This window comes from Paenibacillus zanthoxyli JH29 (genome assembly GCF_000520715.1).
Classification (GTDB): Bacteria; Bacillota; Bacilli; order Paenibacillales; family Paenibacillaceae; genus Paenibacillus_AQ; species Paenibacillus_AQ zanthoxyli.
This window is the reverse complement of record NZ_ASSD01000437.1, coordinates 1-10717: the sequence shown is the minus strand read 5'-3', so window position 1 is coordinate 10717 and position 10717 is coordinate 1. Positions and strand designations below refer to the sequence as shown.

The window sequence follows — 10717 nt, the reverse complement described above, 5'->3', positions numbered from 1 at the left end:
TCCCTATAGAGGAAGGAGTCTTCTCGGCTTTTAAGAAAAAGGTAAGACAGCTGTTCATTGGCCGCTCCAAAGCCGTGCCCCCACCATCCGGCGGAAGCGATAGCCTCGCTCATCTTGAACCGGGTATATCCTGCGCCTTCGGCGAACATTGCCGGATTTAACGCAGCGGAGATTCTATCCGTATTCCATGCAGCCAGTAATCCCGCCGCGGCCGCTACCAGAGCTAAGAGAACAACTCTTACCCATTTGCGGGATAACCAAGCGTACAGAATAAGGGACACTCCTGCAAAAAGAAGCATTTCGGGCAGGACATTCCCCCGCCAATAAATAAGACAAGGCAATCCGATCAGCGGAATCGCCCGCCACCCATTGATTGGGAGCTTTCCGCCTGTCTTTTGAATTCCGCTCCTATAACGGAATCGACGGCATTACGGAACAAGGCCCACTCTGTTTTCTTCTGCTTTAGTACTCTGCTTCCTGTGTCCGTTATCCGGTAATACTTCCGGTTCCGGCCGTTAACAGCTTCCCAATAGGCTTCAACCCATCCCTCGGCTTCCATGCTGTGCAGAATGGGATAGAGCGTTCCTTCCTTGAGGGAAAATACCCCTTCAGATCGGCGTTCCAATTCCCGAAGCATCTCGTAGCCATACAGCGGCTGGCGGTTCAACAGCGTAAGCAGCATAGTGCCGGTACTGCCTTTCATGAGTTCCTTGTTCAGTTTAATCGCCCTCTCCTCCTTTCATCATAAAATGTACAATTTCACTAACCATCATACCTATTATTACTATGCATAGCAATACTATGTATTACATTAAAATTGGAAACACTTCGATGCATAATTTGGTGTAAAAAATATAGTTAATTAGATTCGCTCATACAGCCAACCATAGAAAAAGAGCCGCTCTGCCATTCAACACGGAGAGCGACTCTTTTGGCGGATACAGAACCTAAATTGCTTTCCCCACCTGATTTATTCTCATTTAATTAAGGGGATTAACAATAATGATTAATGCTATGAATCAACTTGCTCTAGCGGATTCGTCATGATCTAAAACCCGGACTTCAAGACCCCGCTCCCTTATATTTCCGCACTCCCCGGCTCCAGACAAACAAGCCGATGCTGAGGAAGATTGCGCCCATGACCGGCGTCAGCAGCGCCATCCGCGTCATCTCTTCCCGCTGGAGGAACAGCCCCGCCGGATAGACGCCGACAAAGGCAAACGGCAGAATCCAGGTCAGCAGCACCTGAATTGCCCGGTTATAAATCGTCACCGGATAACGGCCGTAAGACTGGATGTTATACATCAGCGGAATAATGCCAGTGGGCGCATCCGAATAAAAAGACAGCGCCGTCAGAGTCGTATAGATTCCCGTGTAAATCGCCGTAGCGCTGATTGTCAGCAGGATTAACGCCGGAACCGTCCACCATTCGAACGGCAGCCCCAGATTAATGCCGCTGACTGCCATTATGAGCAGCCCGATCAGAGAGCCGATCAGCGAGGGCGGGTCCACATTTTCCAGAAAAATCTGAAACAAATTATGGGCGGGACGTGTCAGGATACGGTCCATTTCCCCTTTGACGATATAGCGCTCGCTGAAATTCCACATATTCACAAAACAGGCGAACACACCCCAGGGCACCATAAAGAAGCCGTAAACAAAGACCACCTCGTTTTGGCTCCAGCCGGCAAGGCTGTTCGTATGCATAAAGATAACGAAAATAAATATCAGATTCGTAACCTGAAACAGAAGATCCGAGAGAACCTCTACCCAAAAATCTGCGCGGTAGGTGAGCCGGGTCTTCATGTAATTTTTCAAATATTCGGACAGCAGTCCCAAATGATACAACACTTCCTCAGCCTCCCTGCACGAACAGACGCTGCCGCGCTGCGCGATATAACCAGAACAGCGGAATCAGCAGAATCACAAACCAAATGATTTGAATGCCAAACACGTTCCAAATCCCTACACCCTGCACCCGCCCGGTAAAGACAGAACCCGGCAGATACGTAATCGCCTGAAACGGCAACAGCTTCAAGATGGAGGACAGCCAGCCCGGAAACAGACTGATTGGAATGATCAGGCCGGAGAACAGATCGACAACGACGCGCTTCATCCGCATCAGTCCCTCGTTATTCTCCACGAAAAAAGCCAGCAGCCCCGTAATGATGTTAATCTGCGAATTGATCAGGAAGCTAAAAAACAGCATGACCAAAAAGCCGACCCACGCCGCCGGATCATGTGGAAGCTGAACCGGAAACAGCAGCATGGCAAGAGCCATGCCAGGGATCATAAAGAGCAGGAAACGGAACATTCCTTCTCCAAGGCCCTGCATCATTTTGGCAAATACATAGTTATATGGCCTGATAAACTGGATCGCGATGCTTCCGTCACGGATATCCGTCGCGATTTCTCTGTCGAGATTATTGAAATAGAAAGCTCTGGCCATCCAAGATACGGCCACATAGGTCGTCATCTGCGCTGCCGTAAAGCCGCCCAGTGACTCTCCCTGCCCGTATATCGCCTTCCAGGTAAAATAATTGACACCGATATTGAGGGAGTAGATCAAAATTCCTGTGTAATAATTCAGCCGATACGCCAGCATGGTCAAAAAGCGGATGCGGATGAAATCGAAATATGCCTCAAGCAGCAGTCTGCGCTGCCCGCGTTCAGCCCCCTCGTCTCCCTTGTATCCGCCTCCCGGCGAAGCCGCTGCAACGGATGTGCGATTAGACATGCCCGGCTCCTTCCCCAGATAGCGCCAGCATCGCCTCTTCCGTCTTATTCGCCGATCCGGACTGGTAAATACTGCGGACGATGTCATCCGTGTTCGTCTCGATAATCTTAATATCGGTGATATCAGCTTGACCGACCACCCGCCCAAGCACATCCGACACATTCAGCTCCAGCGGAATCCACACTGTGGCAGCCAAATTGTTCTCTGCTGTCCATTTTACGGGCATACCTGAGGTCAGTTGTTCCAGACGGTCAAGCTTCGCGGCAGTTCCGAACTGAAAGGCCACTTCGCGGCCGGTGCCCCAGCGCTCCTTCAGTTCATCCAGCCCGCCGTCATAAATAATCCTTCCGTCATCGAGCATGATGACCCGTGAACAGAGCGCCTCAATGTCCTGCAAGTCATGGGTTGTAAGCAGAATGGTCGTGCCATGTTCACGGTTCATATCCTTGAGAAAAGACCGGATTTCCGACTTGACGACAATATCAAGCCCAATCGTCGGCTCGTCAAGGAATACGATGGACGGATTATGCAGCAGGGCCGCTACCAGCTCGCAGCGCATCCGCTGCCCAAGACTCAGCTTGCGGACAGGGCGGTTCAGCAGATCCTGAAGCTCAAGTCTCTCTACAAGCTCGTCCAATCTTTTCTTATAATCCGCCTCTCCGACACGGTACACCTTGCGAAGCAGCTCGAACGATTCAATCACTCCGATATCCCACCAGAGCTGGCTGCGCTGGCCGAACACCACACCGATGTTCCGGACAAATTTCTCACGCTCTTCGTAGGGCACATAGCCGCCGACAGTCAGCCGCCCGGATGTCGGGACGAGAATGCCGGTCAGCATTTTGATGGTAGTCGACTTCCCCGCTCCGTTCTCGCCGATATATCCGCAAATTTCACCCTCCGGGATTTGAAACGAGATATCCTTGACTGCGGTCACTTCGCTGTATTCCCGCTTAAACAAATCAACGAAGGCCCCTTTGAGGCCTCCGCGGTTTTTTTGCACTTTAAAGGTTTTTCGTAAATCCTGCACATCAATCGCTGCCATAATATACCTCGCTAAACATTTAAGTTTATTCAAGAGCATTATATAGGAACGGGCTAAAAAGCACCACCCTTTATACCATTCTCCTTATTATCTCGCTAAAATTTCCGGCAGTATTTCCCCGTCCTATGCTCCGAGATGGCCGGAACGGGTCATCTTTGTGCGCAAATACTTCTCATTGAAGACCGAGACATCGCCCCACAGCGGCACACGCTTCACCGCATTCATACCGGCGGCTTTCAGCGCCATCAGCTTCTTCGGATTGTTCGTGATCAGTGTGACCGGCTTGCTGCGAAGGCGCTGAAGCACACTGATGGCGTCCGCATAGCTTCTGGAATCATCCTCAAAGCCCAGCTCCAAGTTCGCCTCCACGGTATCGTAGCCTTCTTCCTGCAGAAGGTAAGCCATAGCCTTGCTGAACAGCCCGATTCCTCTTCCCTCATGATTGGCCAGATAAAATAGAGCACCGGAGCCGTTCTCCACGATCATCTTCATCGATTGGTGAAGCTGGAAGCCGCAGTCGCAGCGCTTGCTGCCAAAAATATCCCCTGTATGGCAGATGCTGTGCATCCGAATCAGCGCCGTGTCGGCATTTTCAAAATCCCCGTACACCAGGACGCTGGACTGCTGGCTGTCGGCGAGCTTCATCCCGGCCAGGCGGCCGATCAGCTTCTCCGTCATATCTTCCCCCATGAGCTCGGTTCGTTCTTCATCGGTAACATGGAGCCAACTGTACCACTTAAACGTAACGGTTTCCCCATTTAAATTTACCGGCAGCGTGATCGGCCCGACCAGAATATTGGCGGAATCGCTTCGTTCAATGGTTTGAATTTTATTCTTCAGTATGGAAACAATCTCGGGCTTGATCATGAGCGCACCTTCCTTAATTTCGTATTTCATCCCCATCGCCGTTCACAGCAGAGTATCGGGTTAATAAACGCTAAGTAACTATTTGTAAGTAAGTTTATCATTGTAATATATATTCGTCAAGTTATAATATATAAATAAATATTAATAATTACTTATTGTAAGTTTATGTTATAATGAATGTGAGGTGATGCAATTGAAGGATTTTGTAATGTGTCCCCGCTTTGAAAAAGCGGTCGATCTGCTCAGCAAGCGTTGGGTCGCACTGATCGTATTCGTATTGATCTCCGGTCCGCGCCGGTTTGGTGAAATTGAAAGCTGCCTGTCCAATCTCAGCGGAAAGGTGCTCTCCGACCGGCTGAAGGAGATGGAGAACGCGGGCATTATCCAAAGGACAGTATACCCCGACATTCCGGTACGGATCGAGTATTCGCTGACTGCGAAAGGTGAGGCGCTGGCTCCTATTTTAAAAGAGATCGGCAGTTGGTCCACGGAATGGATCGAGCTTGAGTCCACCATGTGAATTGCCCGAACTTCTAAGCGCTTTATCCGTTCCCTTTCAGGGAAATGAATAAGGCGCTTTTTTCATGCAAAATCATTCCATTTACGCAAAAATACAGCCCTTTCTTCTCGAAAGGACTGTCGAAGTATTCGGATTAATGACATGTAAATGGTAGGAATATACATATGTATGACATATTATACAATAAATTTATGAGGATACTCCTGCTATTCCATTGAAAAAGCAAGAAAAATATAGTAATTTAAAAGAGTCAATAACACTATTTAATAGAAAAGTGGAATTTTTATGGAAAGCATGTGTATGGAAATGATGATGACGATGTGTATGGAAGACATGATGGCTAAGATGAAAAGCATGAAAATGTGCATGGAAAAAAAGTCCGAAATGGATATGGGGTCCATGAACATGGATATGATGATGAAGAAAATGCAAGACTGCGATGAAATGATGACAATGTGCATGACGATGATGCGTGAAAGCATGCCAATGTCTAAGTAATTGTTCAAAATTAAATCCGGTCTTGGCAGAGCAGACAACTGCATGCCTTTTTTTATGCCCTTTTTAGGCTTTATCTATGATTTAGTGACGCAAATGGATGTATTTATCCTGAAGCTCTTTTTGCCAAAGAGATTCTCTCCAGCTTAAGCTCCCAGACCCGTTCTCTCCAGGCTCTCGCCTGATTATCGTCCCCGCCGGTCCGCAGCTTGTCGAACAATTCCAGCAAATTCGCATTAATATTGTCAAAGCGGGTCCACATCTCTCTAACCCTCTGTTCACGGATTTCCGCTTCTGTCATGCTCTTGAAATTCTTTAAGGAAGTTAGCAGATCGGCCTGCCACTGGGCATCGCCTAATTGCTTAGCATAATTATACAGGTCCAGATAATCATCGACAGACATTTCTATCTCTCCTCGCTTTCTTTATACCAAGTATTATACTCGGTATTATAGAAATTGCAATACCCTTTTTCTAACAAAAAGAAAAACCGCCCTCATGTAGAGGACGGCGGAGACGGTTCTTCTTTATTACGTAATGCGGCCCAAATCGGCTTTATTTCTGGCCCAGCGGTAGAAACAGCGAGAATACGCTGCCGTGGCCGGGTTCGGATGCCGTCTTGATGTATCCGCCCTGGTCGGTAATTATTTTACGGGTCAGATACAGTCCGAGACCGACACCTTCCGCATCCCGCACATTTGACCCGCGATAGAAACGTCTAAATATGGCATTCAGCTCTTCGGGTGGAATACCCTGTCCGTTATCCTCGATATCGATTCTGGCAAACAGATCATAGGCTGTGAGTGTAATGATGATGTTTCCGCCCGGTTCCGTGTATTTTACAGCATTATCAATCACGTTATAGATCGCTTCTGCCGTCCATTTAGCGTCATGGTAAAGCGTAATTCGTTGTCCTCCTTTCCATTCGATGGTCACGTTTTTGCTTTCCGCCGCCGGGAACGCCTGCTTGATCGCAGCAAGCACCGTATTGCCCAGGTCTTTCGCTTCCGTCTTGATAGATATAATCCCGGATTCCAGTCTCGACAATTGGATCAGGCTGTCCATCAGCCACGCCAGCTTATCGATTTGGCTCTTTGATCGCCTGCTGAACTCGAGACGCTTATCCGGGGGCAATCCGGCGTCATCGAGCAGACTGCTGTACATGGATAGATTGGCGAGAGGCGTCTTAAGCTGGTGAGATAGATCCGAGATCAAGGATTTGATCTCTCTATTTTCTTTCAAGTACCGTTCTTTTTGGATGGACAAGATGCCCGTCAATTGAATCACCTGGCTTTGCAGCTTGGATAGAAGCGTATCTTCGGTCACTGAAAATATCTCTTTATCCCGGCTGTAAATCAGACTCTGGATCATTTCCGAGAGCTGCGCAAGAACGCTTTCCATTTCCCGCCGTACAGAGAACATGAATCCCGCGCATATCGCACCGGCGCAAGCAATATAGACGAAACCGCCGATTAAGATCAGAGGCTCTGGACGAAAGCGTAACAGCAGTGTGACGAACAGGACGGTCACGAATACAAATATAGCCGCCCACCTTAATAAAAAGAGTTGGAACGGGTTCTTTTTCATCCGTCACCCCATGTGTAGCCGATGCCGAAAACCGTCTTGATGTACCGGCAGTTTTTGGGATCGTCCTCCAGCTTGTCCCGCAGCCTTTTGATATTGACGCTGAGCGTGTTCTCATCGACAAAATTCCCCGACTGGTCCCACAGCCGGTCCAGAAGCATCTCGCGGGTCATGACCTGCCCGCTGTTCTCCGCAAGCGCTGCAAGCAGCCGGTATTCTGTCGTCGTCAGCTTTAGTTCCTCATCGTTTTTCCAGACCGTCATTTTGCCGTAATCAACCTTTAAATCTTTATAAATAAAATAACGCCCCATACCGGCTTCATCTTCCCCGGTTCTTCTTAAGACAGCCTTTATGCGCCGTAAAAGCACTTCCATGCTGAAAGGTTTGGAAATATAGTCGTCCGCCCCAAGGTCGAAGCCGGCGACGATTTCCGGCTCCGTATCGTTGGCTGTAAGGAAAACAACGGGCATGCGGGAGCTTCGGCGGATCTCCCCGCACAAATCGGTGCCGCTGCCGTCGGGCAGACGGATATCCAGAATGGCAAGCTGGATGCTATGGGATTGAAAATAAGCCGCGCCCTCTCTGTAAGAGCCGGCCGCCAGCACTTCATATTGTTCTTTTTCCAGCGTATAGGCTAACCCCTCAAGCAGCAGCCGGTCGTCTTCTACGATCAGAATGGTAGTCATGTTGTTCACTCCCCTGCCCTTAGTTTACAAGGTTCCCAGGAGCCTTGCTGCGACATGCCGCGCATTCCCAGCCGGGAATCAGGCGGCTTCACGCAGACGTTCAGGAAGCGGAGAACGGCGAACCCGCCTGAAAGCGGCAACGGGAGCCACAAGACAAACTGCTGCCACCAGCACAATCACTACCGCTAAAGGAATGGCCGGGAACGTATAAACCGCATACGTCGCTTCTTGACTGAAGAGCCGATACGCACCGTAGCCGAGCGCATTCCCAAACGTGGTGACTAGCAGTACGGAAATGAACGCATACCAGGCTCCCTCAAGAAGCAGCAGCTTTTTAATCTGCCGCGACGTCATCCCGATGCTCTCCAGCACCGCCAGCTCCGGCTTCCTCGCCAGAACACCTGTAATCATAATGTTGACGAAATTCAGCAGGCCGATCAGGGCGAGAATCAGCGCAAGTCCCCCGCCGAGAATATAGAACGCCAGCTTGGCCGATTGCATCATATCCATCATGCCGATTTTGGATTCCAGTTTCAGATCGCCGTTTCCGGCAATCAACGCTTTGACCTGTTTCGCGACAACCGGCCAGTCCTTCCGATCCGCATCAAAGGACAGCTTGTAGATGATCGGATCATATATTATTTTCTTTATAGCGGTTTGGCTAATATACACATTGGGAGCAGTATTACGAAAAGTAACCAGGTGATCGAAAGTAGCCATACCGCCGATCTCCAGCTTCGTTTTTTTAGCGGCGCCCGCAATCTTCATTGTAAAGTTGTCCCCGGCCTTGAAAGCGGGAATTTCCCCATCCAGCAGTGCCACCTCACCGCGCTCAAACCGCTCCTCATTTATGGGAGACGGCAGCTTCTTATTTGCCTCACGAAAGTCGGCTGGGTCAAGTCCTATCACATTCCCCATGAACATATCGGGTCTCTTCGCAAAATCAACTTCCCCCGAGCCGCCTACCATATATCGCGCCTTGAATTCATCCACGTATTTTCCGAACACCTTCGGATCATAATCCAGCATGGTATTCGCGAGATAAGTGGTTCTAATGTCTTTTGCCCCGGGGATCGATTTGATCTTCTCCAGTAGCTCGGGTGTAACGGCCTGTTTATCCCCCCCGGACTCATGGGTCAATTGAAAATCATGCCGCATATAATCGTCCACAAAATGCTCCGGATTCATGCTAAGCACCAGCGTGTTAATGACCAGAAAAGTGGTTAATCCGAGAAACAGGGATAAAAATACGATGAGCGCGCGTTTTTTGACTCTGAAGATGTTGCGCAGCGCCATCCGGTGCAGCTTCGAGCCGCCGCTGTTCATTCTCGCTTTGGATGAAGGAGTGATTCCGGTGTATTTAGTCGCTTCCACTGGCGAGATTTTTCCGGCAACCCTGGCCGGCTTGATGCAGCTGACCATAGTCGTAATCAAGGCGAACAGCGCCGCTCCGGCAAAAATAAGCGGGTGAAACGAGATGCTTCCGCCAACCTGTATGTCAATCGCGTTCAAGGCCAGCGGCACAATACCAAACGAAGTAGCCGCTCCGGCGATTAAGCCGATTGGAATGCCGATCAGCGCGAGCCGCAGCGCCTGCCTCCGGATCATGACCCGAATCTGCCGGCGCGTGACACCGATTGTCTTAAGCAGGCCGTAGAATCGGGTGTCGCCCGCCACCGACAGGTACAGCACATTGTAAATCAGCAGATAGCCGCTCAGCATTACGAACAGAACCAGGCCGCCATAGCCGATTAGCGTCGATGTTCTTCCGCTATCCGTATACGATATGCCGGATGCGGGGCTTAGCTCCTGGTCTTTCAGGAGTTTGAGATCCTGCCGCATGTTTTCTATTAATTTCCCAATATCCTTGTTGTCCGTAAATAAAATAGATGCCGCATCTACCTCTTGGACCACGGCTCTGCTCTGTTTCACGAATGGCTCTGATACAAGCAGACTGCCCAAGTCACCGGAGCCCAGCTGCGAGTAGTCCTTGAACCAGCCAGTAAGCTTGAAAGTCTCTTTATGCTGCACCGCCTTACCGCCAGAAATCACGGTATAGCTTAGAGGAAGGCTCATCCCGATTTTGGGCTTATCGATCCCCATTTGCCGGAGCAGATCCAGCGGAGCGGCGATTTCATTCCCGGCGGCGGGATATGTTCCCTTCCATCCGTCAATGGCGGGCCTCCGCATAGCGTTCCATTCGGTCTCATCATACCAGACCAAATGGGCGGTCCTATCCGGATCACCTGCAATGTCTTCAGCGGCGCCAAGCACGGCCTGGAGTCCGACCGCCTTGACATAATCAAGGGCCTTCATCTTCTCCAGCTGATCTTCTGTTGGAGCGGACAATATGGCCTGGGCAATCGTTCCGGCGAGCTTGGCCTCCTGCATATCCCATGATTTGGAAACGCTCATGCCGATGCTAAAAAAAGAGGTAATCAGCCAGGTCGTCAAAATAATGGCCAGAATAATGAACCGGTTTCTTGTGCGGCTCATTCGCATGCTCCCGGCTGCCAGCTTGTTCACGGCGGTCTTAGTGTTGTTGGGAAACATGGTAGAGCCTTCCTTCCATAATCTGCCCGTCCTCGATCCGGATCACCCGGTCAGCCATCAGGGCGATTTCCTCGTTATGCGTAATCATAACCATCGTCTGATTAAACTGCCGGCTGGTCACCTTCAAGAGCCCGATCACTTCCTGGCTCGTGGCACTGTCTAGATTCCCTGTCGGCTCGTCCGCCAGAACAAAGGAAGGCTTGGCCGCCAGCGCTCTGGCAATGGCGACCC

12 protein-coding genes and 1 pseudogene are annotated in these 10717 nt (G+C 50.1%); 2 read left to right on the top strand and 11 right to left on the bottom strand.

What is annotated here, in order from left to right; translation table 11 throughout:
• The 6 genes from L691_RS0116640 to L691_RS29180 all read right to left on the bottom strand — a co-directional run.
• The coding region (locus L691_RS0116640) for an FtsW/RodA/SpoVE family cell cycle protein (RefSeq protein WP_025691568.1) at positions 1–299 on the bottom strand (299 nt) is incomplete at its 3' end.
• 47 nt (positions 300–346) lie between these two features.
• Positions 347–724: a PadR family transcriptional regulator gene (locus tag L691_RS0116635; RefSeq protein WP_025691567.1), complete on the bottom strand. Its 378-nt coding sequence runs from the start codon at positions 722–724 to the stop codon at positions 347–349.
• A 338-nt stretch (positions 725–1062) separates the two neighbouring features.
• Positions 1063–1851 carry an ABC transporter permease gene (locus L691_RS0116630; RefSeq protein ID WP_025691566.1) on the bottom strand — a complete coding sequence of 263 codons (789 nt, stop codon included), beginning with the start codon at positions 1849–1851 and terminating at the stop codon, positions 1063–1065.
• 4 nt (positions 1852–1855) lie between these two features.
• Positions 1856–2650: an ABC transporter permease gene (locus tag L691_RS0116625; protein WP_025691565.1), complete on the bottom strand. Its 795-nt coding sequence runs from the start codon at positions 2648–2650 to the stop codon at positions 1856–1858.
• Positions 2651–2729: 79 nt separating this feature from the next.
• Entirely contained in the window at positions 2730–3782 is a 1053-nt protein-coding gene (locus L691_RS0116620; protein ID WP_025691564.1) for an ABC transporter ATP-binding protein, read from the bottom strand.
• 123 nt (positions 3783–3905) lie between these two features.
• The gene (locus L691_RS29180; RefSeq protein ID WP_036737271.1) at positions 3906–4649 is read right to left on the bottom strand and encodes a GTP cyclohydrolase II; all 744 of its coding nucleotides are present in this window, start codon (positions 4647–4649) and stop codon (positions 3906–3908) included.
• 208 nt (positions 4650–4857) lie between these two features.
• Here L691_RS29180 and L691_RS0116610 point away from each other — a divergent pair, with 208 nt between their 5' ends.
• Positions 4858–5169 (top strand): winged helix-turn-helix transcriptional regulator, encoded by a 312-nt coding sequence (locus tag L691_RS0116610; protein ID WP_156934261.1) that lies wholly within the window; start codon positions 4858–4860, stop codon positions 5167–5169.
• Between the two features lie 285 nt (positions 5170–5454).
• Positions 5455–5667, top strand: coding sequence for a hypothetical protein (locus L691_RS0116605; protein WP_025691562.1), 213 nt, complete (start codon positions 5455–5457; stop codon positions 5665–5667).
• Positions 5668–5770: 103 nt separating this feature from the next.
• Here L691_RS0116605 and L691_RS0116600 read toward each other — a convergent pair whose 3' ends face one another.
• From L691_RS0116600 to L691_RS0116580, 5 genes and pseudogenes are all read right to left on the bottom strand, one after another.
• Positions 5771–6067, bottom strand: coding sequence for a hypothetical protein (locus tag L691_RS0116600; protein WP_025691561.1), 297 nt, complete (start codon positions 6065–6067; stop codon positions 5771–5773).
• Positions 6068–6218: 151 nt separating this feature from the next.
• Positions 6219–7250, bottom strand: a complete 1032-nt coding sequence (locus L691_RS0116595; protein ID WP_025691560.1) for a sensor histidine kinase — start codon at positions 7248–7250, stop codon at positions 6219–6221.
• Positions 7247–7933 (bottom strand): response regulator transcription factor, encoded by a 687-nt coding sequence (locus L691_RS0116590; protein ID WP_025691559.1) that lies wholly within the window; start codon positions 7931–7933, stop codon positions 7247–7249. Before L691_RS0116590 ends, L691_RS0116595 begins: the two co-directional genes overlap by 4 nt.
• Before the next feature lie 78 nt (positions 7934–8011).
• Positions 8012–10486, bottom strand: a complete 2475-nt coding sequence (locus L691_RS0116585; protein ID WP_025691558.1) for an ABC transporter permease — start codon at positions 10484–10486, stop codon at positions 8012–8014.
• Positions 10467–10717, bottom strand: a pseudogene (locus L691_RS0116580) (hypothetical protein); the annotation flags it as partial. The pseudogene L691_RS0116580 and the gene L691_RS0116585, both read right to left, overlap by 20 nt.

Excerpts from the sequence above, each read along its gene's own strand:
- L691_RS0116600 (WP_025691561.1), bottom strand. The coding sequence starts at position 6,067 with ATGTCTGTCGATGATTATCTGGACCTGTATAATTATGCTAAGCAATTA.
- L691_RS0116585 (WP_025691558.1), bottom strand. The coding sequence starts at position 10,486 with ATGTTTCCCAACAACACTAAGACCGCCGTGAACAAGCTGGCAGCCGGG.
- L691_RS0116620 (WP_025691564.1), bottom strand. The coding sequence starts at position 3,782 with ATGGCAGCGATTGATGTGCAGGATTTACGAAAAACCTTTAAAGTGCAA.
- L691_RS29180 (WP_036737271.1), bottom strand. The coding sequence starts at position 4,649 with ATGATCAAGCCCGAGATTGTTTCCATACTGAAGAATAAAATTCAAACC.
- L691_RS0116595 (WP_025691560.1), bottom strand. The coding sequence starts at position 7,250 with ATGAAAAAGAACCCGTTCCAACTCTTTTTATTAAGGTGGGCGGCTATA.
- L691_RS0116590 (WP_025691559.1), bottom strand. The coding sequence starts at position 7,933 with ATGACTACCATTCTGATCGTAGAAGACGACCGGCTGCTGCTTGAGGGG.
- L691_RS0116610 (WP_156934261.1), top strand. The coding sequence starts at position 4,858 with ATGTGTCCCCGCTTTGAAAAAGCGGTCGATCTGCTCAGCAAGCGTTGG.
- L691_RS0116605 (WP_025691562.1), top strand. The coding sequence starts at position 5,455 with ATGGAAAGCATGTGTATGGAAATGATGATGACGATGTGTATGGAAGAC.